Origin of the sequence: Actinomadura sp. 7K507 (genome assembly GCF_004348425.1) — a bacterium.
In the GTDB taxonomy this organism is placed as follows: Bacteria; Actinomycetota; Actinomycetes; order Streptosporangiales; family Streptosporangiaceae; genus Spirillospora.
In genome coordinates this window covers 1-24,061 of the sequence record NZ_SMKK01000150.1, presented here as the reverse complement: position 1 = coordinate 24,061, position 24,061 = coordinate 1, and the positions used below count along the sequence as shown (strand labels likewise).

Annotated in this window: 25 protein-coding genes, 1 tRNA gene and 2 pseudogenes; 17 read left to right on the top strand and 11 right to left on the bottom strand. The window is 70.9% G+C overall.

The features are described from left to right. The 3 genes from E1285_RS28985 to E1285_RS28975 all read right to left on the bottom strand — a co-directional run. Positions 1–418: SAF domain-containing protein (locus E1285_RS28985; RefSeq protein WP_243723116.1), on the bottom strand; the 418-nt coding region annotated here is incomplete at its 3' end. After that, positions 415–1,302: an S-methyl-5'-thioadenosine phosphorylase gene (locus E1285_RS28980; RefSeq protein WP_132157629.1), complete on the bottom strand. Its 888-nt coding sequence runs from the start codon at positions 1,300–1,302 to the stop codon at positions 415–417. The genes E1285_RS28985 and E1285_RS28980, both read right to left, overlap by 4 nt. A 143-nt stretch (positions 1,303–1,445) precedes the next feature. Next, positions 1,446–3,578, bottom strand: coding sequence for an MMPL family transporter (locus E1285_RS28975; protein WP_132157620.1), 2,133 nt, complete (start codon positions 3,576–3,578; stop codon positions 1,446–1,448). 520 nt (positions 3,579–4,098) lie between these two features. Here E1285_RS28975 and E1285_RS48435 point away from each other — a divergent pair. Beyond that, the gene (locus E1285_RS48435; RefSeq protein ID WP_347814106.1) at positions 4,099–4,293 is read left to right on the top strand and encodes a hypothetical protein; all 195 of its coding nucleotides are present in this window, start codon (positions 4,099–4,101) and stop codon (positions 4,291–4,293) included. A 14-nt stretch (positions 4,294–4,307) separates the two neighbouring features. Here E1285_RS48435 and E1285_RS48430 read toward each other — a convergent pair. The 4 genes and pseudogenes from E1285_RS48430 to E1285_RS28955 form a co-directional block, all read right to left on the bottom strand. Next, a pseudogene (locus E1285_RS48430) lies at positions 4,308–4,448 on the bottom strand (FmdB family zinc ribbon protein); the annotation flags it as partial. A gap of 160 nt (positions 4,449–4,608) precedes the next feature. After that, positions 4,609–6,093 carry a potassium/proton antiporter gene (locus E1285_RS28965; protein WP_132157616.1) on the bottom strand — a complete coding sequence of 495 codons (1,485 nt, stop codon included), beginning with the start codon at positions 6,091–6,093 and terminating at the stop codon, positions 4,609–4,611. Between the two features lie 103 nt (positions 6,094–6,196). Continuing rightward, positions 6,197–7,186, bottom strand: a complete 990-nt coding sequence (locus tag E1285_RS28960) for an NAD(P)-dependent oxidoreductase (RefSeq protein WP_132157614.1) — start codon at positions 7,184–7,186, stop codon at positions 6,197–6,199. 174 nt (positions 7,187–7,360) lie between these two features. Further along, positions 7,361–7,942 (bottom strand): 5-formyltetrahydrofolate cyclo-ligase, encoded by a 582-nt coding sequence (locus E1285_RS28955; protein WP_132157612.1) that lies wholly within the window; start codon positions 7,940–7,942, stop codon positions 7,361–7,363. 33 nt (positions 7,943–7,975) lie between these two features. Between E1285_RS28955 and galU the strand changes: the two genes are divergently transcribed. From galU to E1285_RS28920, 7 genes are all read left to right on the top strand, one after another. Continuing rightward, the gene (gene galU, locus E1285_RS28950; protein WP_132157610.1) at positions 7,976–8,911 is read left to right on the top strand and encodes a UTP--glucose-1-phosphate uridylyltransferase GalU; all 936 of its coding nucleotides are present in this window, start codon (positions 7,976–7,978) and stop codon (positions 8,909–8,911) included. Between the two features lie 26 nt (positions 8,912–8,937). After that, positions 8,938–10,146: a gephyrin-like molybdotransferase Glp gene (gene glp / locus E1285_RS28945; RefSeq protein ID WP_132157608.1), complete on the top strand. Its 1,209-nt coding sequence runs from the start codon at positions 8,938–8,940 to the stop codon at positions 10,144–10,146. Beyond that, on the top strand, positions 10,143–10,622 hold the full coding sequence (gene moaC / locus E1285_RS28940; protein WP_279510101.1) for a cyclic pyranopterin monophosphate synthase MoaC: 480 nt from the start codon (positions 10,143–10,145) through the stop codon (positions 10,620–10,622). The genes glp and moaC overlap by 4 nt, the downstream gene beginning before the upstream one ends. Positions 10,623–10,630: 8 nt before the next feature. Continuing rightward, positions 10,631–11,098: a MogA/MoaB family molybdenum cofactor biosynthesis protein gene (locus E1285_RS28935; RefSeq protein WP_243723115.1), complete on the top strand. Its 468-nt coding sequence runs from the start codon at positions 10,631–10,633 to the stop codon at positions 11,096–11,098. A 109-nt stretch (positions 11,099–11,207) separates the two neighbouring features. After that, complete coding sequence (locus tag E1285_RS28930) at positions 11,208–11,837, top strand: GNAT family protein (protein WP_165966803.1); 630 nt, start codon at positions 11,208–11,210, stop codon at positions 11,835–11,837. A gap of 215 nt (positions 11,838–12,052) precedes the next feature. After that, on the top strand, positions 12,053–12,595 hold the full coding sequence (locus E1285_RS28925) for a hypothetical protein (protein ID WP_132157604.1): 543 nt from the start codon (positions 12,053–12,055) through the stop codon (positions 12,593–12,595). A 47-nt stretch (positions 12,596–12,642) separates the two neighbouring features. Then, positions 12,643–12,716 (top strand) — tRNA-Ala (locus tag E1285_RS28920). 252 nt (positions 12,717–12,968) lie between these two features. On the opposite strand, the gene E1285_RS28915 is transcribed toward E1285_RS28920, so the two are convergent. Further along, positions 12,969–13,973 (bottom strand): helix-turn-helix domain-containing protein, encoded by a 1,005-nt coding sequence (locus E1285_RS28915; RefSeq protein WP_132157602.1) that lies wholly within the window; start codon positions 13,971–13,973, stop codon positions 12,969–12,971. 126 nt (positions 13,974–14,099) lie between these two features. Between E1285_RS28915 and E1285_RS28910 the strand changes: the two genes are divergently transcribed. The 5 genes from E1285_RS28910 to E1285_RS28895 all read left to right on the top strand — a co-directional run bounded on the left by E1285_RS28910 (position 14,100) and on the right by E1285_RS28895 (position 18,046). Beyond that, the gene (locus E1285_RS28910) at positions 14,100–14,984 is read left to right on the top strand and encodes an NAD(P)-binding domain-containing protein (protein WP_132157600.1); all 885 of its coding nucleotides are present in this window, start codon (positions 14,100–14,102) and stop codon (positions 14,982–14,984) included. A gap of 233 nt (positions 14,985–15,217) precedes the next feature. Continuing rightward, positions 15,218–15,610: a hypothetical protein gene (locus E1285_RS46830; protein ID WP_207946893.1), complete on the top strand. Its 393-nt coding sequence runs from the start codon at positions 15,218–15,220 to the stop codon at positions 15,608–15,610. Further along, complete coding sequence (locus E1285_RS46825) at positions 15,604–16,140, top strand: DUF6348 family protein (protein WP_207946892.1); 537 nt, start codon at positions 15,604–15,606, stop codon at positions 16,138–16,140. Before E1285_RS46830 ends, E1285_RS46825 begins: the two co-directional genes overlap by 7 nt. Continuing rightward, a complete protein-coding gene (locus tag E1285_RS28900) occupies positions 16,137–16,802 on the top strand; it encodes a YdcF family protein (RefSeq protein ID WP_132157598.1) in 666 nt (221 codons plus the stop codon). Before E1285_RS46825 ends, E1285_RS28900 begins: the two co-directional genes overlap by 4 nt. A 176-nt stretch (positions 16,803–16,978) precedes the next feature. Then, positions 16,979–18,046: a hypothetical protein gene (locus E1285_RS28895; RefSeq protein ID WP_132157596.1), complete on the top strand. Its 1,068-nt coding sequence runs from the start codon at positions 16,979–16,981 to the stop codon at positions 18,044–18,046. 36 nt (positions 18,047–18,082) lie between these two features. Here E1285_RS28895 and E1285_RS28890 read toward each other — a convergent pair whose 3' ends face one another. Continuing rightward, complete coding sequence (locus E1285_RS28890; RefSeq protein WP_132157594.1) at positions 18,083–18,895, bottom strand: SDR family oxidoreductase; 813 nt, start codon at positions 18,893–18,895, stop codon at positions 18,083–18,085. Between the two features lie 114 nt (positions 18,896–19,009). Between E1285_RS28890 and E1285_RS28885 the strand changes: the two genes are divergently transcribed. The 4 genes from E1285_RS28885 to E1285_RS28870 all read left to right on the top strand — a co-directional run bounded on the left by E1285_RS28885 (position 19,010) and on the right by E1285_RS28870 (position 21,562). Continuing rightward, positions 19,010–19,912 (top strand): LysR family transcriptional regulator, encoded by a 903-nt coding sequence (locus E1285_RS28885; protein ID WP_165966802.1) that lies wholly within the window; start codon positions 19,010–19,012, stop codon positions 19,910–19,912. A gap of 132 nt (positions 19,913–20,044) precedes the next feature. Continuing rightward, on the top strand, positions 20,045–21,037 hold the full coding sequence (locus tag E1285_RS28880) for a hypothetical protein (protein WP_132157590.1): 993 nt from the start codon (positions 20,045–20,047) through the stop codon (positions 21,035–21,037). A gap of 40 nt (positions 21,038–21,077) precedes the next feature. Then, entirely contained in the window at positions 21,078–21,227 is a 150-nt protein-coding gene (locus E1285_RS28875) for a hypothetical protein (RefSeq protein WP_207946891.1), read from the top strand. Beyond that, positions 21,224–21,562 carry a hypothetical protein gene (locus tag E1285_RS28870; RefSeq protein ID WP_132157588.1) on the top strand — a complete coding sequence of 113 codons (339 nt, stop codon included), beginning with the start codon at positions 21,224–21,226 and terminating at the stop codon, positions 21,560–21,562. Before E1285_RS28875 ends, E1285_RS28870 begins: the two co-directional genes overlap by 4 nt. 447 nt (positions 21,563–22,009) lie before the next feature. Here the strand turns inward: E1285_RS28870 and E1285_RS28865 are convergent. Next, positions 22,010–22,299 (bottom strand): annotated as a pseudogene (locus E1285_RS28865) (proteasome accessory factor PafA2 family protein); the annotation flags it as partial. 242 nt (positions 22,300–22,541) lie between these two features. Next, on the bottom strand, positions 22,542–24,061 hold a 1,520-nt coding region (locus tag E1285_RS28860; protein ID WP_207946890.1), incomplete at its 5' end, for a sialidase family protein.

Genomic DNA, 24,061 nt, shown 5'->3' with positions numbered 1-24,061 from the left:
GGGAGGGCGGTGCCGGGGTGGTCAGGACGTCGATGTGGTCGCCGGGGCGGACGAGGCGCACGGCGTCGGCGTCGGCTATGCGGATCGGGGTGGCCACCCTGTCCGGGCCGTAGCCGCTGAGGAGCCCGTCGCCGATCACGCGGGTGTCGGTGAGCGGTTCGCCTTGGCGCATGGGAGTGGCCAGGACGCGGCCGTCGGCCGAGCGGAGGGTACCGGAGGGGACGGTGCCCGGCGGCAGGTTCACGTGGCGCACGTCGGACCGGCTGAGGGTCGCTCCGGCGGGAAGGTCGCGCGCGGCGGCGAGGACGCGGACGGGCGGCGGCGGGCCGGGCCGCAGCGCCAGCAGGGCGAGGCCGGCGGCGGCCGCGGCGAGCAGGGCCGCCAGCGGCCGCCGCAGCCGTGCTAAACGGGCGTTCACGGCAGGTCCAAGGGGAGCTTCATGCCGTCCAGGGCGTTCGGGCAGGGGCAGTCGCGTTCGGCGGGCAGCGTTTTGACGACGTCGGCGACGAGGTCGCGGAGACGGTCGATGTTCTCACCGAAGACGCGGAGGACCTCCTCCATGGTGACGCCCTCGCCTTCCTCGATCCCGGCGTCCAGGTCGGTGACGAGGCACAGGGAGGTGTAGCAGAGCGCGAGTTCGCGGGCGAGGACGGCTTCGGGGTGGCCGGTCATCCCGATCAGCGTCCAGCCCTGGGACGCGAACCACTGCGACTCCGCCCGGGTGGAGAAGCGGGGGCCCTCGATGACGACGAGGGTGCCGCGGTCGGCGGGGTCCCACCCGGCCGTCCGCGCGGACTCCACGGCGGCGTGGCGGCCCGCCGGGCAGTACGGGTCGGAGAACGACACGTGGACGGCGGCGCCGTGCTCGTAGTAGCTCTGCTCGCGTCCGGACGTGCGGTCGGCGAGCTGGTCGGGGATGGCGAGCGTGCCGGGACCGTGGTCGGGGGTGAGGGAGCCGACCGCGCTCGGCGCCAGGACCTGCCGGACGCCGAGCGAGCGCAGCGCCCACATGTTGGCCCGGTAGGGGATCTTGTGCGGTGGGAAGCGGTGGTCGCGGCCGTGCCGGGGAACGAACGCGACGCGGCGGCCCGCCAGCTCCCCGATCGCGATGGGGTCGCTCGGAGGGCCGTACGGGGTCTCGACCCGCACCTCCTCGACGTCGTGGAGGAACGAGTAGAAGCCGGACCCGCCGATGACCCCGATCTCGGCGGACGGCAGCGCGGCTGCGGGCCGCTCGGCGGCTGGCCGGGCGGCGGAAGGCTGGGCGGCGGAAGGCTGGGCGGGGGAAGGCTGAGTGGACATGGCGCCGACATTAGCCACCCCGCTCCGCCGCCCGGGAGACCGTCCGCCGATTGTGGATAACTCCACGACCGGGAGAAGGGGCCCGGCCGGAGCCGGACCCCTCCCCTTCCCCTGCCCGGCCGGAGCCGGGGTCTTCGCGGGCGTCAGCCGACCGGCGCCGGCACCTTGGGCGGCGGCTCGGCGACCGGTTCCCGCTTGGCGAGGCGGCTCGGCGCCCAGATCCGCGGGCCGATGTCGTGCGCCAGGGCCGGAAGCAGCAGGGACCGGACGATGAACGTGTCGAGCAGCACCCCGAACGCGACCGCGAAGCCCATCTCCACCATGAACACCAGCGGCAGCGTGACCATGGAGGCGAACGTGGCCGCCAGGACCAGGCCCGCCGAGGTGATCACACCCCCGGTGACGGTGAGCCCGCGCTGGATGCCGCGGCGGGTGCCGAGCCGCTGCGACTCCTCCCGGACGCGGTGCATCAGGAAGATGTTGTAGTCGACCCCCAGCGCGACCAGGAAGATGAAGGCCAGCAGCGGGAAGGCGGCGTCGGTGCCCTCGAAGCCGAAGCCGTGCTCGAAGATCACCGCGCAGGCGCCGAGCGAGGCCAGGAACGACAGCACCACCGTGCCGATCATTAGCAGCGGCGCGACGACGGCGCGCAGCAGCGCGATGAGGATCAGGAACACCACGCCCAGCACGATCGGGATGATCACGAGGTTGTCGCGGGCGGACGCGTCGTTGGTGTCCAGCACCGTCGCGGTGGTGCCGCCGACCTTGGCGTTCGCGGAGGGGACGTCGTGCGCGGCGGCCCGCAGCCGCTCGATGGTCGCGCGCGCGGCCTCACTGTCGGCCGGGTCCTTCAGCGTCGCCTCGTACTTGACCAGGCCGTTCGCCGTCACCGGCTGGCCGAGTTCCGCGATACCGGGCGTGCCGCGGACGGCCTCGGCGATCTGGCCGGACGCCGCCGCCGAGCCGATGACGACGGCCGGGGAGCCGGACCCGTCCGCGTAGTGCCGGGCGACGACCTCCGCGCCCGCGACCGAGTCGGGACGTTCGGTGAACTGCCCGGCGTCCGAGAGGCCGTCGGCCTTCAGCGTGCCCAGGCCGAGTGTGAGGACGACCAGGCCGAGCGAGGCGGCGGCCCAGAGCGCGCGCGGGCGCCTGCTGACCAGAGCGGCCACCCGGCTCCAGATGCCGTGCTCGGCCTCGTACGCCTCCGGCTCCAGGTACTTGGCGTCGTACCGGGGGATCAGCGGCCAGAACAGCCAGCGTCCGCAGATGACGAGGAGGGCCGGCAGCAGGGTGGTCATGGCGGCGAGGGCCATGAGGACGCCCGCGGCGGCCACGGGTCCCATGCCGGCGGTGGAGTTCATCTCGGCGAGCAGCAGGCACAGCAGCCCGGCCGCGACGGTGGCGGCGGACGCGATGATGGCGGGCGCGGCGCGGTGCAGCGCGTAGGCCATGGCCTCGTGCCGGTCCTCGTGCCGGTGCAGTTCCTCCCGGTAGCGGGCGACGAGCAGCAGTGCGTAGTCGGTGGCGACACCGAAGACGAGGACGGTCAGGATTCCCGCGCTCTGGCCGTTGACGGTGAGGTCGCCGTACTTGGCCAGCAGATACACCATCGACTGGGAGAGCCCCAGTGCGAAGAGCGCGCTCAGTACCGGAACGAACCACAGCATCGGGCTCCGGTAGATGATGAGCAGCAGGACGATGACGACGGAGCCGGCGGCCAGGAGCAGGAACCCGTCGAGGCTCTCGAACACCTCGAACATGTCGGCGCCCTGGCCGGCGGGGCCGGTGACGTGTGCGGTGAGTCCGGGCGGCCCGCGCTCGGAGAGGTCGCGCGCTTCGTTGACCGCGCCGGTCACGTCCTCCTCGGTGAGGGGGACCAGGGTTTGCAGTGCCTTGCCGTCCTCGGACGGGATCGGTCCCTGCACCTTCTGTGCGCCGGGCAGTTTCTGCAATGCGGAGACGTCCGAGGCGGCCTTGGCGCGGTCCTCGGCGGTGATACCGCCGGAGCGTTCGTAGACGACGACCGCGAGCATCGTCTCTTCCGAGCGGAACTGCTCGTCCATCTCGACGACCTGGGTGGATTCGGCGCCGGCGGGGAGCCAGGCCGCCGCGTCGTTCTCCTCGACGTCGCCGAGCTTGCCGGCCAGCGGCCCGAGGGCGACCAGCAGGACGACCCACACGGCGAGGACGGCCCATTTGGTGCGCCTGCCGGCGATCAGTCCGGCCAGGCGGTGGGCCCATGTCCTGGGGGGAGCCGGGCTCTGTGCGCTCATGGTTCCTCTCCTGTGCACTCCGAAGACGAGATATATCGCGTGTCCATAGAACGTCTCTATAGGCGAGACGAAAGTCAAGTACTATCGCGAAATCCCTGGGTCTCCTGCTCCATCACTCAGGCGCAAGGAGACTTTCTGGAACGAGGAGATCCGCCCTGCCGGGGCGTCTCTCAACCCCTCAATCGTCGCTCGGGGGTCCGCGCGGCGCCTCCGGCGTCAGGCGGGACCTGACCTACTTCATCCGCGGCAAGCGCACATTTCCAACTACGTCTTGAGATGTAGGAACCGCTTGGAAGACCGGCCCGAGAGGCGGAGGCCGCCGCAAGGCGAAGGGCACTTGCGCAGGACTCCGCGCCGTCCGGACGTGGTGGTCCTCGGCGCGGGTCTGGGCATGCCAAAACCGGGGGAGCCGCGAGCCTGACTAAGGCAGGGCGAATCCCCCGGTCGGCCGACGTGGGCCGGAAGAGCTCCTAGGAGAGGTCAGGCGACCTTTTCGGAGGAGGAAGAGGAGGAGGACGTCTTGCTGGAGGACGACGAGGAGTCGCCGCCAGACGACGACGAAGAGGAAGACGAGGACGACGACGAAGACGCGTCCGACTTCGAGGAGTCAGACGAGCCGGACGAGCTGGACGAGTCGCCGTTCGACGAGGAGGACTCGCTGGACGAGGAGCTCGCGCCCGCGGTCTTGCCTGAGCCGCGGCTGTCGGTGCGGTAGAAGCCCGACCCCTTGAAGATGATCCCCGCCGCGGAGAAGACCTTGCGGAGCTTTCCGGTGCATGCCGGGCACTCGGTCAGCGCGTCGTCGCTGAACTTCTGCACGACCTCCAGAGGCTCGGCGCACTCGGTGCAAACGTACTGATACGTCGGCACGGTTCCTCCTCGCTGACTCAGCCCGGCCGAGCCGGACTGGCACTCACTTTGAACGACTGCTAATGGTACCCGGAGAGTGAACACGATTCGCCCCGCGGTCTGTTCCCCGGCCGGCCGGAGTCCGGCAGACCGGGGAACGGCCTGGTCACGGGACGGACGATCAGGTGCCGGTTTCGCCGAACCAGCCGGCCAGCCTGCCCCTTCGGCTGACCGCGCGCAACCGGCGTTCCGCGTCGTTCCGCACGGCGTCGGTGGTCACCACCAAGAGAGTGTCACCCGCCTGCAGAGGCGTGGTGGGTTCCGGGACGAAGCTGGACCCGTTCCGCACGACGAGCGTGACGGACGCCCCGGGCGGCAGCCGCAACTCGAAGATCTCCACGCCGTTCAGCATGGAGTCGGGCGGGATCCGGACCTCCAGCAGGTCGGCGTGCAGTTCCTCCAGCGGCGCGGCCTCCACGTCCAGTTCCCGCGTCTGCTCGTCGCTCTCCAGCCGGCACAGGCGGGCCGCCAGCGGCAGCGTGGGGCCCTGGAGCAGCGTGAAGATCACGACGATGGTGAAGACGATCGAGAACATCCGGTCGGATCCCTCGACCTCGTGCACCATCGGGATGGTCGCGAGGACGATCGGGACGGCGCCGCGCAGCCCGGCCCAGGACGCGAACATCTTCTCGCCCCACGACATCTTGAAGCCGATCGTGGACAGCGCGATCGACACGGGGCGCGCGATCAGCAGCAGCACGAACCCGATGAGGAGCGCGGGCACGATCTGATCGGGCAGGTCGCCGGGGGAGGCGAGCAGGCCCAGCATCACGAACACCCCGATCTGGGCCAGCCAGGCGATGCCTTCGGCGAAGCTGCGGGTGGCGGGCCGGTGCGGCAGCCGGGCGTTGCCGAGGACGACGGCGCCGACGTACACGGCGAGGAACCCGCTGGCGTGAAGCAGCGACGCCGCGCTGTAGGCGGTGACGGCCAGCGACAGCACCGCGATGGGGTAGAGGCCGGAGGCGGGCAGGGCGAGCCGGCGCAGGCCCTGCGCGCCGAGCCAGCCGATGGCGATGCCGACGACGGCGCCCGCGACCAGCTCGTACACCATCAGCCCGAGCAGCTGGGGGATGTTCGGGGCGGTGGTGTGGGTGCTGAGCGTGATCACGATGATCACGACCGGTGCGTCGTTGAAGCCGGATTCGGCCTCCAGCATCCCGCTCAGCCGGGACGGCAGCGGCAGCCGCCGCAGCACCGAGAACACGGCGGCCGCGTCGGTCGGGGCGAGCACGGCGCCGAGCAGGAACGCGAGCCGCCAGTCCATGTCGATCAGCCACATGGCGGACAGCGCCACCACGACGATGCTGATCAGCGTGCCGACCGTGGACACCATGATCGCGGCGGGCACCGTGGGCCGTACGTGCCGCCAGTTGGTGGTGACGCCGCCTTCGGCGAGGATCAGGACGAGGGCGGCGAAGCCCAGCGTGTGGGCGAGTTCGACGTCGTCGAAGTTGATGTGGAGGGGGCCGCCCTCGCCGATGAACAGACCGAGGCCCATGTACGCCAGCAGCGACGGCAGGCCCAGCCGGTGGGACAGCCGGACCGCGATGATGGCGCTGAGTACGAGCGTGGCCCCGAGGAGTAGCCAGATGTCGAGATGCACATCCCACCCTTCGGGGTCGTCAAAGTTGATCGTTTAGGAATCCTACAGATTCACGAGCCGATCGCACATTTGCGGTTGAGGGATGGCTTGCCCGGAAGGCCCGTTATCGCCGTCTGACGTGCGCGCTTACCCCGTTGACCACATTCTGCACATCACGCCCCTGGACGGCCGCGGTGACGTTGTCGCGCACGAGCGACACGAGGTTCAGCTGTGACTGGATGGACGCGCCCGCCGTATGCGGGGACAGCAGCACGTCCTCATGGGAACGGAGCGGATGGTCCTCTGGAAGGGGTTCCTCGTCGAACACGTCTAGGGCCGCACCGGCCAACTGTCCTGACTCCAGAGCGGCGACGATGGCGTCGTCAGGCGCGATGCCCCCGCGCGCCACGTTCACCAGCAGCGCGTTGCCCGGCAGCAGGGCGAGACGTTCCGGGCCGATCAGCCCCCTGGTGTCGTCGGTCAGCGGCAGAGCGAGGACGAGGATGTCCGACGTGGCCAGCAGATCGTCCAGCTCCCTGTACGTGGCCGCCGCCTCGGGACGCCGCCGCCTCGTCCAGTAGGAGACGGCGCAGCCGAGCGCCGCGAACAGCCTCGCGGCCTCCGCGCCGATCGCGCCGAACCCGACGATCCCGACGCGCTGTGTGTGGATCTCCCGCGGCCGCCGGGCGATCACGTCCAGTTGCGGCCACCCGCCCGCCCGGACGCCCCGGTCCGCCAGGGCGAGGTGGCGGCACAGCGCGAACGACGCGCCCACCGCCCACTCGGCGACCCCGCGCGCGTTGAAGCCCGCCGCGTTCGCCACCGGCACACCCGCCGCCGTCAGCGCGGCGACGTCGATGCTGTCCGTCCCGACGGCGGGCATCTGGACGAACGACAGGCGCGGCGCGGCCGCCACGGCCACGGCGTCCAGTGCCAGCAGCCCGCTGAAGTCGCCGATCACGATGTCGGCGCCGGCGGCCGCGTCGATCAGCGCGCTACGCTCCCTGACCTGCGGGAACACGACCTCCGCGGTCTCTCCGAGCGGATCGAACAGGCGCCGGACGACGTCCTCCGCGATCGGGGGCAGGGACAGGATCCGCCACGGCGCCGTCATCTCGAACCTCCCGCTCGACCCTCCACGTGACCGCCACCCCCGCGATCATGCCCCAACTCTAGATGAGCTGCCCGGACGTCCCACGTGCTCGCAGCCGCCCGCTCCACCCGCCGCCCCGCCCCGCCGAAGCGAACGGCCACGACGGTGCGGCGGGAGGTCAGGTGCGGCGGGAGGTCAGGTGAGGCGGAGGAGGCCGTCGGACGGGGTGGCGACGGCGCGGACGCGCTGGTCGTGGGGTTCGGCCGGGACGGTCTGCAGGAGCTCCGGGTCGTACAGCAGCGCCACGGTCAGGATCGCCGGGCCGACCCGGGCGAGCGCCCGGTCGTAGGAGCCGCCGCCGCGCCCGAGGCGGACGCCCGTCCGGTCGACGGCGAGCGCCGGGGCGAGGACGACGTCCGCGCTGGCCACCGCGCCGGGACCGCGCGGCGGCTCGGACGGCTCCGGGCACCCGCGCGCCCCGGGAACGAGGGAGTCCGGACCCTCGTAGGACGCCCAGTCCAGATCGCCGTCCGGGAGCAGGCGGGGGAGCAGCACGTACGTCCCGCGCTTCCACAGCGCGAACAGCAGCGACCGCGTGTCCGGCTCGGTATCGATCGAGACGTATGCGGCGATGGTCCCCGCCATCTCGACCTCCGGGACCGAAAGCAGCGCGTCGCGGATGGATCTCGCGGCCGACGCGCGGTCGTCCGGCGGCATCGCCGCACGTCTGCCGAGCACTTCCGCCCGTAGGTCGTTCTTCGAAACGATGTCCTGCACGCTGCCGTCCTCGTGGGTGGCTAGGGTCTGTACATGGCCGACACTGCACCTGTGCTCAAGGCGGTCGTCCCGGCGGCCGGCCTCGGTACCCGATTCTTGCCCGCCACCAAGGCGACACCCAAGGAAATGCTGCCCGTCGTCGACAAACCGGCGATCCAGTACGTCGTCGAGGAGGCGGTCGACGCCGGCCTCAGCGACGTCCTGATGGTCACCGGCCGCAGCAAGCGGTCCATCGAGGACCATTTCGACCGGGCGTACGAGCTGGAGGAGGCGCTGCGCGCCAAGGGCGACGACGAGCGCCTGAACGCCGTCCATGAGTCCAGTGACCTGGCCATCATGCACTACGTGCGGCAGGGCGAGCCGCGCGGGCTCGGGCACGCGGTGCACTGCGCCCGCCAGCACGTCGGGGACGAGCCGTTCGCGGTGCTGCTCGGCGACGACATGATCGACGCGCGGGACAAGCTGCTGCACCGCATGATCGAGGTGCGCAACCGCTACGGCGGCAGCGTGATCGCGCTGATGGAGGTCGAGCCCGACCAGGTGTCGGCGTACGGGTGCGCGGCCATCGAGGCGACGGACGAGGACGACGTCGTCCGGATCTCCGACCTCGTCGAGAAGCCCTCCGCCGAGGAGGCGCCCAGCAACTGGATCATCATCGGCCGCTACATCTGCGACCCCGCGGTGTTCGACGTCCTGGAGAAGACCCCGCCCGGGCGCGGCGGCGAGATCCAGCTGACCGACGCGCTGCGCACCCTCGCCGACACGCCCGCCGGCCAGGGCGGCGGCGTCTACGGGGTCAAGTTCCGGGGACGCCGCTACGACACGGGCAACAAGCTCGAATACCTGCGGACGGTCGTCCAGTTCGCCGCGGAACGTCCCGACCTGGCGCCGGAGTTCATGCCGTGGCTGCGCGAGTTCGTGCGCGAGCACGACGCATCCAACGGCGTGGGCGGCTCCGGACGCCCGTGACGACAGGCCAGACTGGGCCCGTGGGCATGAGATCGGTTGACGAGCATCTGACGGAGATCCTCGGCGGCGTCGCGGCGCTGCCGCCGCTCGACCTGGCGCTGCTGGAGGCGCACGGGACGGTGCTCGCCGAGCCCGTCACCGCGCCGGTACCGCTGCCGCCGTTCGACAACTCCGCGATGGACGGCTACGCGGTCGTCGCGGCCGACATCGCGGCGGCCACCGAGGCGGACCCCGTCGTGCTGCCCGTCGTCGGCGACATCGTCGCGGGCGATTCCGGCGTCTCGGCGATCCGGCCGGGGCTGACCGCCCGGATCATGACGGGCGCGCCGGTCCCGGCCGGCGCCGACGCGGTGATCCCGGTCGAGTGGACCGACGGCGGCAACGCCAACGTCCGGGTCTCGCGCGCCGCGCCCGCGGGCAACTACATCCGCCGCGCCGGCGAGGACGTCGTCGCCGGCCAGGTCGTCGTGGACGCGGGCACGCGGCTCGGCGCCCCGCAGATCGGCATGATCGCCGCGGTGGGGCGGTCCCGGGTGACGGTGCGGCCGAAACCCCGCGTCGTGGTCGTCGCCACAGGAGACGAACTGCGCGAGCCCGGCTCCCCGCTGGGGCACGGCCAGATCTGGGAGTCCAACGCCTACATGCTCACCGCCGCCGTCGCCGAAGCGGGCGGAACGGGTTTCCGCCAGGCCACCGTGGAGGACGAGCCCGGCAAGGTCCTGGAAATGTTCGAAGACCAGCTCGTTCGTGCGGACGCCATCGTCACCACCGGCGGCGTTTCCATGGGCACCAAGGACGTTGTCAAGGAAGTACTGGCGGGCACCGGGACGGTGGGCTTCCACAAGGTGCGCATGCGTCCCGGTAAGCCTCAAGGGTTCGGCCTCCTCGAAGGCACGCCGGTCTTCACTCTCCCCGGCAACCCTGTAAGCGCGTACGTCTCGTTCCAGGTCTTCGTGCGTCCCGCCCTGCGCGCCATGCAGGGACTGGACTCCGACCCACTGCCCACGGTGAGCGCCGTCCTCGCCAACGACGTCAAGTCACCCGCGGGGCTCCGCCACTTCATGCGCGGCAAACTGTCGTTCGACCGAGGTGCCTACACCGTCACCGCGGCGGAGGTGCAGGGCTCGCACCAACTCGGCTCCCTGGCGTCCGCGAACGCGCTCATCGAGCTTCCAGAGGACGTCGAGTTCCTCCCCGCCGGTTCCCACGTCGATGTCATGAGGTTGCCGTCTTGAGTGCCACGGGCTCCGAATTCACCCACCTGGACGACGCGGGAACGGCCCGCATGGTCGACGTGTCGTCCAAGAACGTCTCTGCCCGCACCGCGACGGCCACAGGCTTCGTCCACCTCTCGCCCGAATGCGTCGCCCTTCTGCGCGCGGGTGACATCCCCAAGGGCGACGCCCTGTCCGTCGCCCGCATCGCGGGGATCATGGGGGCCAAGCGCGTCCCCGACCTCGTCCCCCTGTGCCACCCCATCGCGCTGCACGGCGTCACGGTCGACCTGGAGATCCGGGACGAGGGCGTGGCGATCACCGCGGTCACCCGCACCGCCGACCGCACGGGCGTGGAGATGGAGGCACTGACGTCCGTCAGCGTCGCCGCGCTCGCCCTGGTCGACATGGTCAAGGCCGTCGACCCCGCCGCCGTGATCAGCGACGTGCGGGTCGAGGAGAAGACCGGCGGCAAGACGGGCGAGTGGCGCCGATGATCAGGACGATGGCGGTCACCGTCTCGAACCGCGCGGCCGCGGGCGTCTACCCGGACAGGTCCGGCCCCGTCCTCGTCGAGATGCTCGAGGACCTCGGCTGCCAGGTGGACGGCCCGGTGGTCGTCCCCGACGGCGAACCGGTCGCCGTCGTCCTGCGGGACGCCGTGGCCACCGGCTACGACGCCGTCGTCACGTCCGGCGGCACGGGCCTCACCCCGACCGACCAGACCCCCGAGATGACCCGCCAGGTCATCGAATGGGAGATCCCGGGCATCGCCGAGGCAATCAGGCTGGAGGGGCGCGAGAAGGTGCCCGCCGCGATCCTGTCCCGCGGCCTCGCGGGCGTCGCAGGCCGCACGCTGATCGTCAACCTGCCCGGATCCACGGGCGGCGTCCGCGACGGCATGACCGTCCTCGGCGGCGTCCTCGCCCACGCCATCGACCAGATCCGAGGCGGCGACCACCCCCGCGGTTGATGTCGCCGGCGGCCGGTTCCTGCGACAACGGCCCTGGAACGTCTCGCCTGCCCGTTTTCTCGGCGACAATTGATGGCGTCCGGACGTCCGACCAGGGAATCATGGAATCGTGGAACGTTTGCGGGGATGGCCCGCCACGCTGACCGAAGGACCGGTCGGGCTGCGCCCGTTACGGCATCGCGACTCCGCCGTCTGGCGTGACCTGCGGGTACGCAACGCCGACTGGCTCCGCCCCTGGGAGCCCACGAACCCCGAGACCCCGCTGTTCCGCAGCGGCCTCGGACCGTACCTCAGCATGATCCACACCATGCGCCGCGAGGCCCGCCACGGCCTCGCCCTCCCCTGGGCCGTCACCTACCAGAACGAATTCGCCGGGCAGCTCACCATCGGCGCCATCGTCTGGGGCTCGGCCCGTTCCGCCCAGATCGGCTACTGGGTCGACAAGCAGGTCGCCGGCCGCGGCGTCATTCCCACCGCCGTCGCCCTCGCCGTCGACCACTGTTTCTTCACCGTGGGCCTCCACCGCCTGGAAGCCAATATCCGCCCGGAGAACACGGCGAGCCGCCGCGTCGTCGAAAAGCTCGGATTCCGGGAAGAGGGAATTCGCCGCCGCCATCTGCACATCGACGGAGCCTGGCGCGACCACATCTGCTACGCCCTGACCGTCGAGGACGTGCCCGGTGGCCTGCGCGCACGCTGGCTGGCCGACCGCAAACAGGCATTTCCCCGCCGCACTTGAGGCCGCCGCGCTTTTCCCGCCGTAAGAATCCTGCGATCGAGAAGCCTTGGCAAACGGAGAGTAACGGCGAACTCGATCTCGCGACACACCGCCCCTTATGCTCGTCAACCTCTGACACCCCCTCGTACCGTGCGGGGCGTGACCCTGCTCCCAATGCACGTTCGCGCGCCGAAAGTCGGCCCGCCAGTCGAGCGTGCCCTGGGACGGTGGGGCCAGTGAGCAGCGCCGTGCTTTACCTCGCCATCGTCGCCGTCTGGGCCGTCGTCCTGGTGCCCATGTGGCTGCGCCGCGACACCGAGGCGACCGGATTCACCCGCCTCCTCCACAAACGCTCCGACGAGCCCCTCGTCGAGGAAGAGGCCGAGGAGCCCGTGGAGGCCCAGGAGCCCGAGGAGATCCCGGAGCCCCGTCCGCACCGCCCGTCGAGCCGCGCCACCGTCATCGCCCGGCGCCGCCGCCGCACCACGGGCCTCACCACCCTGGTCCTCACCGCCGCGGCCGTCGTCGCGTCCGGTTTCGCGCCCTGGTGGGTCACCGCGCCCCCGGTCCTCCTCCTGGCCGGCCACCTGGCCCTGCTCCGCGTCGCCGTCGGCATGGACACCGCCCGCCGCCAGGCCGCCGCCCAGGCCCGCGCCCACGCCCGCGCCAGGGCCCGCGAGGCCCTCCACACCGCCGAGAACGCGGTGGTCATCGAACTCCCCACCCCCGAGGAGGTCTTCGACCAGTACGCCGCCGACCGCCGCGCCGTCGGCGAATAACCGGTGCGCGAGCACCCCCCGGGGTTTGCTAACCTTACGGAGTCCTCGGGGCTGTGGCGCAGTCCGGTAGCGCACCTCGTTCGCATCGAGGGGGTCAGGGGTTCAAATCCCCTCAGCTCCACAAGGAATACCCAGGGCAGGGCCTGTTCGGAGGAGACTTCGGGCAGGCCCCTGATCGTTTGTCATCGAGAGGTCATCAGTGCCGGGCGCCGGCCGCAGCCTTTCGGATCACCACCCCACCACGATCTCTGGGACAGTGCCGCACGGAGCCCGGCCGCCTTCCCGAGCGGGTTCGCTGCCGCTGATCCGGACGACGGCCTGCCCACCCTCCGGATGGCCTGGTGCCGTGTCGCGGGGGCACCGCGCTGCTTGGTCAACGCCCCACTGTCTCTCCTCGCGGAAATGCCTTGCGGTAGGTGCTCGGGGACACTCCGACGTGCTTGAGGAAATGGTGACGCACGTTGTTGGCCGTGCCGAGGCCGGTCAGCTCTCCGATCTTCTCGATCGGGAGGGCCGTCGATTCCAGCAGTTCCCGAGCTCGTGCCAGTCGCTGAGTGAGGAGCCACTGCAGGGGTGTCGTCCCGGTGGTGGCCTGGAGGCGCCGGTAGAACGTGCGCGGACTCATGGCGGCCCGCTCGGCCAGATCCTCGACGGTGAGCGGGCGTTCCAGGCTGGCCCTGGCCCATTCCAGGACGGGGCCCAGTCCCTCGTCATCGGTGCTGGGGACGGGCAGCTCGATGAACTGCGCCTGGCCGCCAGCGCGGTGCGCGGGAACCACCATCCGGCGGGCCAGCTGGTTGGCCACGTGCGAGCCGTGGTCGCGGCGCACCAGGTGCAGGCACAGGTCGAGGCCGGCGGTCAGTCCTGCGCTGGTGAGCACGTCACCTTCGTCCACGTACAGCACCGAGTCGTCGACATGGACCTTCGGGTAGCGCTTGGCGAGCTGGGCGGTGTGCATCCAGTGTGCCGTCGCGCGGCGTCCGTCCAGGATTCCGGCCTCGGCGAGCGCGAACGCGCCCGTGCATAGGGAGACCATGCGTGCACCGGCGTCATGGGCGTGGCGCAACGCGTTGATCAGGACCGGCGGCAGCGGCTCTCCATCCTCGACGCAGGCGTCCGGGACCGAGGGGACGATGACGGTGTCCGCGCCGGCGAGGTCGTCCAGCCCGTGGCGGGTGCGAAGCGTGAGGCCGGTGGATGTGGTCACCGCGTCCGGCGTACCGGCGCCGTCCCCGCACAGCCGCAGGTCGTACCAGGGATCGGCGAGGTCGGCCTGTGCGTTGCCGAACACGGTGCAGGGGATGCTCAGCTCGTAGAGGTCCCAGGACGGGGTCAGGATCTCGTCGGCCACGACAACAGCGACTGTGGGGGCGCTCACTCCTGGAGTATGGCAGGAATTTGGTGATGGCCGTCGCCAGCGTCACTGTTGCCGCGCGGTGTGCGCTGCGAGCGTCGTCCTGTACGCGAATCGACCGCCATCCTGCGGATATACAGGGGGAATGACATGACTTCCGACTCCCAGGCCGTGACCGTCCTCGGACTCGGCTCGATGGGCTCAGCTCTGGCTGCCACGCTGCTGGAACAGGGCCACCCGACCACCGTGTGGAACCGCTCGCCGGACAAGGCGAAGCCGCTGGTGGACAAGGGCGCCCGGCTGGCGGCGACGGTCGAGGAGGCGGTCGTGGCCAGCCGGTTCACCATCGCATGCGTCCTCGACTACGCGGCCCTGCACGCCGTCCTGGACCCGGTCTCCGATGCCCTCAAGGGCCGGACCTTGGTCAACCTGACATCGGGCGCGCCGGAGCAGGTGCTGGAGGCGGTGGCGTGGGCCCGGTCCCACGGGGCCGAGTACCTTGACGGCGCGATCATGACCACCCCGCCGGGTGTCGGCAGTTCCGAGGTGATGTTCCTTTACAGCGGCTCGCCGGCCGTCTTCGAGGACCACCGCCCGGTCCTGGCCTCGCTGGGCGACCCGCTCTACCTGGGCGAGGAACCCGTCCTTGCATCCCTGTACGACGCCGCGCTCCTCGGCTTGATGTGGTCCACCATGACCGGTTGGTTGCACGGCACCGCGCTGGTCGGCGCGGAGGGCACCACGGCGAACGCGTTCACCCCGATCGCGATCCGCTGGCTGGGCACGGTCAACCGGTTCCTGACGACGTACGCGCCGCAGGTGGACGCGGGGCGTTACCCAGGTGACGACGCGACGGTCGACGTGCAGATCGCCGCCATCGACCACCTCATCCACGCCGCCGCGGCCCGGGGCATCGACAATTCCCTGCCCGAACTGCTGAAGGACCTCATGGAACGGACCAAAGCCGCAGGTCACGGATCGGACAGCTACGCCAGCGTCGCCGAAGTCCTGAAGAGTGACGCGGGCGGCCGGTGAGCACGACGCCGAACCGCACCGGGTTCTCGGCTCGGCGCGACCGCGGCGCCGGGATCGCCGCCTGCTGCGGAGTCCGTCATGGGAGCCGTCGCCGGGCCCCGCTCCCGGCCCCGCCGGTCGGTCTCGTCCGGTGGCCCCGGTAGGTCGGGCATGCGGGGGTGTCGGCCGTTCGTCGGACTGCTGCGGGACGAAACCGGGTGTGGCTCGCGTGCCCGCCGAAGTATGGTTTCGCGATGATCGAATCGGTGGGGTTCGACGGGGCTGTCGAGGTGGGTGTCGCCGCGTTCTGCGCGGGTGCGGAGCCGCCCGGCGACGGGGACGTGTGGGAGCGGCTGACCGGGGCCGGTGTCGAGCCGTGGCTCGCGGAGCGGCTGCTGGCCTTCCTGCCGATGGCGTTCGCGGGGCGGTTGCTGCCGGACGTCGCGTTCGCGGACGGGCGGGCGGCCGCGTGGCCCTGTCGGCCGAGCCGGTGTTCGTGGCCGCGCTGGCCCGCGCGCAGCAGGCCGATCGCGGCGAGATCGAACGGATCGCGTTGCGCAGCAGCGAGTTCAAACGCGGTCGACAACGCGCTCAAAGCCGGGTCGAACCTGTCGGACCTGTCCACCCCGCTCCGCCCGGCATGGTGATGGCCCAGGTCGGCTTCGCCGTGTCACACCCGGCGCTGGCCGGCCGGAGGCTGGTCGAGAGTTTCGCCGGGCCCGGCCGCACGTGGCGTGAGGCGATCATGGGGGCGGTGCACAAGTTCGAGCGCGGCTCGCTGCATCCCATCGTGGACGGCCTGCTGCGTCCCGGTACCGCCCCCGACCAGGTGGAACGGGAGCGGTACGAGCACCCGGGCGGAGCGTTCGAGCTGGTTCTGGAGGCTCAGCTCGTCCTGTTCACCGACCGCCCGGTGCAGGGCGCCGGACCGCTGCTCGACCACCTCCTCGCGGCGCTTCGCCCGGAGACGCTCCCGCGGAAGGTGCACGGTCTGCGCGTCTTCCTCGCCTACGAGGACGGCGGGCTGCAGACCAACGAAGTGCTCCTGAACTCCGAGAAGTGGCCCGCGGGGGAAGCGGTGACCGCGCAAAGCCCGGCACCTCTGCCCGACGGAAGCGTCGCGATCCGCCTCTTCGGCCTGCTCGTACCGGCCGAGCCCCCGGGGACGTTCCGGTGACCGCCCACCGGCGTGCCGTCACCGAGGATCAACGAGCCGACGCCCTGCTGATCTGGAACCACCACTTGGTGGGGCACCGGCTCCGGCCCTGCTCGGCGGCGATCGCGCTGGGCAGTCATGACCTCGGGGTCGCCACGTATGCGAGCGAGCTTTATCACGCGGGACTGTTCCCCGTCCTGGTGCTCTCCGGCGGCAACAGCCCCACCACCAAGGACGTGTTCCCGCGCGGGGAGGCGGTGCATTTCGCCGAGCACGCCATGGAGCTCGGCGTCCCGGAATCCGCGATCATTCTCGAGCCGCACGCGGCTAACACCGGTCAGAACATCGGCTACTCGCGGGCGGCCCTCGCCGAGGCCGGCGTCGAGGTCACCTCGCTGCTGCTGATCTCCAAGCCCTATATGGAGCGCCGGTCGTTCGCCACCGCCCGCAGACTCTGGCCCGAGGCCGACCTGGTGTGCGCATCCAAGCCGCAGTCGTTCGACGAGTACCTCAAGTCGATCGGGGACGAGGGTTTCGTCATCGACATGATCGTCGGCGACCTGCAACGGGTGATCGAATACCCCGCGCGGGGGTTCGCCGTAGCCCAGGACGTCCCCGCTGACGTCCAGGCCGCCTACAGGCGCCTGCTCGCCGCCGGGTTCGACAAGCACCTCGCGCGATAGCCCGCAGCACCCGATCGTTCACCCCAGGGGGCTTCGATGCCCTAGTCCGACGCCTCCTTCATCGCATGGACGCACTCCTCGAACGATGAACTCGCGCGGGGCGGTCTATTGTGTCAGCGATCACTGGCTTGGTTGAATGCGGGCGAGCCGTCATCGCCAACCCCCGGGAGCCCGGCATGAGACCGTCCCTCGCCCTCCGGATCGCCGCTGTAGGGATCGTCGGCGCCGGCCTGGTCGCCGGACCGCCGGCCGCCGCCGCGGAACCGGCTCCGCTCAAGACCGCCCCTGCCCCGTGGCTGTGGCCGCGGAGCGGGCTGGAGGCGGTGTCCGCCACCGGCCCGAACGACGTGTGGGCCGTCGGCTACCAGGGCTACCAGGGGATCGACTGGTCCGTGCCCTTCTGGGGGGCCGGCACGATTCACGTCCTGCCGCCCAAGCCCGCGGTGGTCCGCTGGAACGGCTCGTCCTGGAGGACGTACGACCCGCCCGGCGCCGGTGGCGACGCGGTGCTGCAGGAGGTCGAGGCCAGGACCCCGTCCGACGTGTGGGTGACCGGGACGCTCCGCCCGCACGGGCGGCAGCCCGCCCCCTACCTCGCGCACTGGGACGGGACGCGCTGGCAGCAGGTCCAGGGCCCCGGGAACTGCGCGCCGCGCAACCCCGCCGCCGACTCGAGCGGCGCCTGGTTCTCCTGCGGCAACGATCTCTACCGCTGGCAGGACGGTCAGTGGACCATGCAGGAGACCGGCCGCCCCGACCGATGCTGCGTCGCCGTCAACGAGATCTCCGTGGTGTCGGACGACGCCGCCTGGGCCGCCTCCACCTGGGGACTGCTGAAGTGGGACGGCCAGACGTGGAGCGAGGTCCCGGTCGCGGGCTTCGACGACGCCCGATGGATTCGCGTGCTCGCCGTCTCCGCGGACGAGGTGTGGGCGACCGGCGTCAGGAGCACGGGCGGGTCAACGTCTGAGCGGTTGATGGTCCGCTGGGACGGCCGGACGTGGCAGGAGGCTCCCCGGACCCCGGCCAACGAGGCACTGGTCAAGACCGGTGACGGGACACTGTGGGGGGTGCAGGAGTACTGGGGCAACCTCTACCGTCTCGACGGCACGTCCTGGACGGAGGTCACGCCGCCCACCCCGGACGACGGCCACGTCACCGGCGGCACCGCCATCCCGGGAAGCCCGACCCTGTGGCTCGTCGGTAAGACCCCGGACGTCCCCCTCGTCGTCAACAACCGCTGACCCGGGACGGCCCGCCGCCGTAGGGATGGTCCGGGGTCAGGGCCCGTGTGCGGCGGCGGAAAGAGGCTGCCAGTCGTTCCAGGTCGCCAGCCGCGACTGGTAGTCACGTGTCGCGACGTCGAGGGGGCTGCGGCCGAGGAACACGCGCAGAGGCGGTTCGGCGGCGTCGACGATGGCGAGGATCGCCTGGCGGGTGGCGGCGGGGTCGCCGGGGCGGTCCGCCCACGCTCGGCTGAGCGTCTCGCGCAGGCCGGCGTACGCGGGGTCGTGCGGGCTGCGGTGGGCCGACGGGCCGATCCAGTCGGTGGTGTATCCGCCCGGTTCGATCAGCGTGACGTCGATGCCGAACCCGGCCGCCTCGGCGGCCAGGGACTGGGTGAAGCCTTCGAGTGCCCACTTGGAGGCGTGGTAGGCGCTGAGCCCGGGGAAGGCCGTGATCCCGCCCAGGCTGGAGACCTGCACGATGTGCCCGGATCCCTGGGCGCGCATGATCGGCAAGGCGGCCTGGGTGATCCACGCGGCGCCGAAGAAGTTCGTCTCCAGTTGCGTGCGCAGGTCGTTCTCGGTCAACTCCTCGACCATGCCGAAGTGGCCGTACCCCGCGTTGTTGATGACGACGTCGAGGCGGCCGAAGTGCTCGGCGGCCCGGGTGACGGACGCGAAGCAGCCGTCACGGTCGGTCACATCCAGCCGGATCGGCAGGATCGCGTCGCCGTAGCCGTCGGTCAGCGCCTTCAGGGTCTGCGGGTCGCGTGCGGTCGCCGCGACGGCGTCGCCGCGTTCCAGTGCGGCCTCCGCCCACTGCCGTCCGAAGCCCCGTGAGGCACCGGTGATGAACCAGGTCTTCATATCAACTCCAGAATGGCTTGCATTGCTCACCTCCCAGTAAGCCCCCGGCGGGCGGCGGGCATCAACGACGAGGAACGGTACGATCGACAGGCAGACCCTGTCGATCGGAGCGCCGTGGAGCTTCGGCAGCTCGAGTACGCCTTGGCCGTCGCCGACGAACTGCACTTCGGGCGAGCCGCCGCCCGGATGCACGTCACCCAGCAGTCGGTCAGCGAGCAGATCCGCCGGCTGGAACGCGAACTCGGCACCCCCCTGTTCACTCGCACCAGCCGGCGCGTCACCGTGACCACGGCCGGGCAGACCTTCCTCCCCGAGGCCAGGCGCGCCGTGGCGGCCGCGCGCCACGCGCTGGAGGTGGGCCGCCGCGCCGCCCGCGGCGAGACCAGCTGGCTGCGCATCGGCTACGCCGAGGACGTGACCCCGCGGCTCATCCAGCTCCTCACCCCGCGCCTGGCCGCCCAGAACCCGCCGGTCCGGGTGACGCCGGTGCCGATGACCACCCCCGACCAGCTGACCGCGCTCATCGAGCGCCGCCTCGACCTCGCCTTCGGCTGGACCCCCGAACTCGTGCCCGAGCTGGCCGCCCTGCGCATCACCCGCGAGCCGCTGGTGGTCGCGCTCGCCGAAAGCCATCCGCTCGCCGCCGAACCCGCCGTGGAGCCGGCGAGCCTGTCCGGCCGGCCGCTGGCCCTCGTGCCCCGCGACGTCAACCCCTCACTGCACGACCGCATGGTCGGGCAGCTCGCCGCACGTGGTGCCGTGGTCGAGATCCGTCAAGAGATCTCCAGCCTGGACCGGCTCCTGCCGCTCGTGCTCGCCGACGCCGCGATCGGCATCACCGTCGCCGGCGCCGCCGCGTCCAAGCCGTTCACCGGCATCGTCTACCGGCGCTTCACCGATCCCACCCCGTACGCCGACTGCCACCTCATCTGGCGCCGCGACACCACCACCCCGGCCATCGCAACGGTCATCCAAGCGGCCCGCGACCTCCGCGACCACGCCCCCTTTGGACGATAGGCGACCTGACGATCCTCAGATAGCGGTAAATGGCCTCTGCCCTCCGCCATTGCGGCTGCCCGCCATTCTCCCGGCCGGTTGCCGTTGCACGCAATAACTCGAGAAGGGACCGCTGGACTAGGGTCAGGCATCATGTATTTCGTGTCCCGGTGGCGGGAGGAATCGCCGTTCGGCAAGCGGGTGGTCACGGTGCCCGACGCCACCGTGCTCGGTTGGTTCCGCCGCGGCTGGAACCGCGACGATCCGCATGCATGGATCGCCGGCGAGCTGGGCGGCGACGTCTACGGCCTCGACTCGATCTTCGACGAGGCCCGGAAGCGGAACCTGCCCCAACCGCAGAGCGTTGGCGAACTGCGCGAGTTGCTGCACGAGCACCTGTGGGTCGAGGGGGATGACGACTTCATCCGGCTCGGCGAGCATGCCCTGAGAGTGCGTACCGATGACGACGAGGTGGACCTCGCCTACTACTTCATCGACGACGAGTCCGCCGCCGCCCTGCCCGATCGGTTCGCGTTCCTGCTGCACGACACCTGGCCGCTGCCCACCGCTGCCGTCGCGTCCGGTGGGGTCTTCAGCCCCGACGTACCGGTTCGTAGCGTCCGGCTTGCCCCACCGGGGCCCGAGGCGGTCTTCTCGGTCCGCCTGTGCTGGGAATCGCCCGACGTCCACCGGAACCTGAACTTGGCCGGTGCCCTGGCCTTCCCCGGTCTGACCCTGCCCGATCTCGCCGACCGGCTGCGGGGCACCGACGGTCCCGACGCCCACCGCTGGCCGTATGACGCCCGGTTGCTGCGGGCACTGGTCGCTCCCGGGGAGGACGACATCGGCCCAGCGGTGGAGCGCTACGCCCGGCTGGGCGGATACGCCCCGTCTCCCGCTGGAATCGACCGGCCGCTCGCGCATGAGGCGATCCACGGCGAGCTGCTGGACCTGCTTCGCCCGATGCGGTACGCCGCGTCCCTGACCCGGCTGGACGCCCACATCACGCAGGTCGCCCGGTACATCGACGGCTTCTTCGGGTTCGACCAGTGGTTCCTGTTCGATACCCGGTGGGCCGCGACCCACCCGGACCTGGCCCGCTCGCTGCTGCGCTACGCCGCCCACTGGGACCCGTACGCACCCTAGAAGCTCTTCGCCGACGCCCCAGCCGCCATTAGGTGACCAGATGATCGAAGGCTTCAAGTATCTTCAAGACCACGGCCTGGTAGGAGGCATCGGCGAATACGAGGGCCTGTGGCGGATGGCCTATGTCCGCGGGCTGAAGGAATCGTCGCGTCGCTGGCCGAGCGTATCCGCGAGTGAGGAGACATCGTGAGCACGACGGTGACCGACGAGCAGATTCAGGCTCTGGCTTCGACCGCGAAACCGTACAGCCTGGCGCTCCTTCAGTGGACCCCGGAGCGAACCATGAACGGCGCGGATGCGATAGAGCTCGAACATCGGCGACGCATGGTGTCGCTTCGTGCCGATGGGGTGATCGCCGTCCTCTGCCCGGTCGCGTCCGACACCGTGGCAGGCGTCGCGATCATGACCGTGCCGGCTGAGGAAGCCGCTGAGATCATGGCCGGAGACCCCTGCGTGCAGGCCGGGATGATGCGCTGCGATGTACATCCCTGCCGCGGCTTCCCCGGAGACGCCCTCCCTGCCTGAGCGATCCGGCTAAGTCGGAGCGCACTTCACCAGGGCAAGCTCGGCTTGCATTGCCCGCTCATGCCGCGTCCGGTCGGTCTGGTCCTGCGCCTGCCACCGGGGGACGCCCACGCCTTCGGGGTGCTGGGTGGCGTCCCGACCGGCAAGATCCGCCACGACGATCTGCGGACCGCGGTTCCAGGTCCTCACCGAACGCGAGGAGAAGGCCAGCGGCCCCATCGTCGATCGGCTCACCTCCAACGCCACCATGATCGAGACCGGTAGCGATTCCTACCCGCATGGCCCACACCCGCGCCCGGCAGGCCACCGGACCCGCCTGACCGTTTGAGGCCCTGCTGTCGGCCGCACGCGCCTCGGCCAACCCCAACGGCTTCGCCCTGGTCGCGATGCTCGGGCTGCAGATCTTCGAAAGCCCCAGCGCGCCCCCACCGGCCGATGTGCCCCACCGCAGTAGACCGCGCCGCGCGGGGTCTGCAGCACCTTGCCCGCGCCGCAGATGATCTGCCGGGTGACGAGGAACGGGATGAGCACGTCGGCCAGCCGGCCGAACTCGCCGTGCCGCCCGACCAGGTAGTTTTCGTGGCAGCCGTAGGAGTTGCCGACCGAGTCGTGCGTCCCCACGACACCACCTTGCGGAACAGGTAACGGGCCACCTCATCGGGTGACAGCCGCGGCTGCCCGCGGAAAGTGCAGGTGACGCCGTACTCGTTCTCGAGCCCGAAGATGCGCCTGTCCACACCGCGAGCCTATGCGGCCAGGACCGCGTTTCCCGATGTTCTCTCTTTGGCCGAAGCGCTCTCGCTCACATTGTTCACGACGATCGGCTACCGACGCATGCCGGTCGCGGCTAGGGCGATACCGACAACGACGACCACCGGTCCGACAACCGCCCACGCGAGCTCCTGTCCTTGCCCGTCCTCGTGCGTGGCTGGGTGCGGTCGCGTCCGCGGATACGACCGGTGGCCGCCCACCTTCGCGGTCAGCCGCCGGCCGGGCTTCGGACGGCCACTTCTGCCAGGACGGCCCAGCCGCTGGACTCGGTGATCCCGACCTGGATCATGTCGATCGGGGTGCCGGGGCCCACGCGGAACCAGGTCAGGTCGTCGCCCCAGCGGACGCGGTAGTCGAGTTCGCCGACGCTTCGCCACGTGCCTGCCGCGGTTCGCACCTTGACCGTCGCCGCTTCGGCGTGGCCGGGCTTGAGGGCGACGCCGACTTCGATCGCGCGGGTCGGTCGATCGAAGGAGATGGTGTACTGGGCAGGAGCCGCCGCCGGCTTCCAAGCGGCGTCGTAGTAGCCGACCACGCCGTCGATCGGGCCCGTCCGCCCCACGTTCGGCCGGCCGGGGGTCGTGTACACGAGGTCGGTGCCGATGGTGAGGCGGCCGGCGGCGTGCAGAGCGGCCAGGTCCATGCGGCGCGGGTCGGCGGGCTCGTCCCGGATGCCGGCCACGTCGACGAAGTCGCCGACCAGTCGGCTGGTGTCGGAGTCGAAGCCGAGCACGAGGACCCGGCCTGGACGGACCTCGGCGACGGCGGGGTTGGCCTGGTCGCCGGTTCCCGAGTCGTACACCAGCTCGCGCGGCGCTCCCTTCCACGGCCGGCCGGGGTTCCGCAGGACGGCGCCGACGGTGCCGCGGCGATCGGTGAAGTGGCCGGAGAGGTCACCGTAGGCGAGGAATACGTCACCGTTCTTCAGGACCTCGGTGTGGGCGGATGAGGTCACCAGATCGATCTCCGCCGGGGGCGTCCAGGTGCGGCCGCCGTCATGTGACCAGGATTCCTGGGATCGCACTGCGCCCATCGTGGAGGCCGCCGTGCCGATGCGCAGCAGGGCGTGGACCGTTCCGTCGGGCAGGACGGTGAGCACGGGCTCCTGGTAGTGGGTGTTCCGCGCGGACGCGATCAGCGACTCGGTGTCCGCGCGCCAGGACTCACCGCCGTCCAGGCTGCGCACGACGGTGGCGCGCTGCCAGCGGTCGTCGGGAACGGTGCCGTAGAGCGGAACGATCAGCTCGCCGGACGGCAATTCCTTGATCTGGCCGTGGCTCGCCGCCCAGCCCAGTTCGTAGGTGTCGACGATGTCGGACTCGCCGCTCATCGAGGTCTGTACCGTGACCGGCTCGGACCAGGTGGCGCCGCCGTCGTCGCTGTGCCGGACGAACGTTCCCATCGGTTCCGGCGGTGTGACCGAGTAGTCGATCTGGAACCAGCTGAGCAGGAGCCGCCCGGATTCGAGCTGCGTGATCATCGGGTCGCGGTCGTCGTAGGCGGAGTCGTGGACGACTGCGGGAGACGACCAGGTGCGGCCGCGGTCGTCACTGTTCAGGACGAGCAGCCGGCCGTCCTGCCCCGTGTGGCCGGCGCCCTCGCGCGCCACCGCGACGAGGGACCCGTCATTCAGCCGTTCCATGTTCGGGAAGTGCAGCTTCTTGCCCGGGGAGGCCTGGGCGACGATCACGTCGGGCCGGTCCGGAGCCTGTCTCTTATACACACTCC

Excerpts from the sequence above, each read along its gene's own strand:
- E1285_RS28980 (WP_132157629.1), bottom strand. The coding sequence starts at position 1,302 with ATGTCCACTCAGCCTTCCCCCGCCCAGCCTTCCGCCGCCCAGCCTTCC.
- E1285_RS28975 (WP_132157620.1), bottom strand. The coding sequence starts at position 3,578 with ATGAGCGCACAGAGCCCGGCTCCCCCCAGGACATGGGCCCACCGCCTG.
- E1285_RS28960 (WP_132157614.1), bottom strand. The coding sequence starts at position 7,186 with ATGACGGCGCCGTGGCGGATCCTGTCCCTGCCCCCGATCGCGGAGGAC.
- galU (WP_132157610.1), top strand. The coding sequence starts at position 7,976 with ATGGCCGACACTGCACCTGTGCTCAAGGCGGTCGTCCCGGCGGCCGGC.
- glp (WP_132157608.1), top strand. The coding sequence starts at position 8,938 with ATGAGATCGGTTGACGAGCATCTGACGGAGATCCTCGGCGGCGTCGCG.
- E1285_RS28935 (WP_243723115.1), top strand. The coding sequence starts at position 10,631 with ATGGCGGTCACCGTCTCGAACCGCGCGGCCGCGGGCGTCTACCCGGAC.
- E1285_RS28910 (WP_132157600.1), top strand. The coding sequence starts at position 14,100 with ATGACTTCCGACTCCCAGGCCGTGACCGTCCTCGGACTCGGCTCGATG.
- E1285_RS46830 (WP_207946893.1), top strand. The coding sequence starts at position 15,218 with ATGATCGAATCGGTGGGGTTCGACGGGGCTGTCGAGGTGGGTGTCGCC.
- E1285_RS46825 (WP_207946892.1), top strand. The coding sequence starts at position 15,604 with ATGGTGATGGCCCAGGTCGGCTTCGCCGTGTCACACCCGGCGCTGGCC.
- E1285_RS28895 (WP_132157596.1), top strand. The coding sequence starts at position 16,979 with ATGAGACCGTCCCTCGCCCTCCGGATCGCCGCTGTAGGGATCGTCGGC.
- E1285_RS28890 (WP_132157594.1), bottom strand. The coding sequence starts at position 18,895 with ATGAAGACCTGGTTCATCACCGGTGCCTCACGGGGCTTCGGACGGCAG.
- E1285_RS28880 (WP_132157590.1), top strand. The coding sequence starts at position 20,045 with ATGTATTTCGTGTCCCGGTGGCGGGAGGAATCGCCGTTCGGCAAGCGG.
- E1285_RS28875 (WP_207946891.1), top strand. The coding sequence starts at position 21,078 with ATGATCGAAGGCTTCAAGTATCTTCAAGACCACGGCCTGGTAGGAGGC.